Source organism: Algoriphagus aestuariicola (genome assembly GCF_017254835.1).
Lineage (GTDB): Bacteria > Bacteroidota > Bacteroidia > Cytophagales > Cyclobacteriaceae > Algoriphagus > Algoriphagus aestuariicola.
This window is the reverse complement of record NZ_JAFKCW010000041.1, coordinates 1-341: the sequence shown is the minus strand read 5'-3', so window position 1 is coordinate 341 and position 341 is coordinate 1. Positions and strand designations below refer to the sequence as shown.

Here is a 341-nt window from a genome sequence, read left to right as displayed (position 1 = left end):
ATGATTGCGCGAGCGGGCATGTTCGGCAATGGCTGCACTCAGCGTATCGCGCGAGACCAGTAAGGCGGTCTTGTCTGCGACGATCGCCGCATTGGCGTCGCCTTTTACCAGAAGCACCATGCGCACGACCTGGGTGCGGCCGGCACCTTCGGTCAACTGCGGCTTGTAGGTGTCGGGCGTATTGGCGATCGCCACCAGCACGCCGTTTTTGTCATACAGCCCCAGCTCGCGGATCCACCAACCGCCAACGTCCTCCGGGATCACTTGTTCAGCGATCACTTGGTTGCTGTTGCCGGTATCTATCTGCAGTGAATTCAGCTCGGCGCGCCGTTTTTCGTTCA

Annotated in this window: 1 protein-coding gene; it reads right to left on the bottom strand. The window is 59.8% G+C overall.

What is annotated here, in order from left to right; genetic code table 11:
- Positions 1-341: phage tail protein (locus J0A67_RS22720; protein WP_206571677.1), on the bottom strand; the 341-nt coding region annotated here is incomplete at both ends.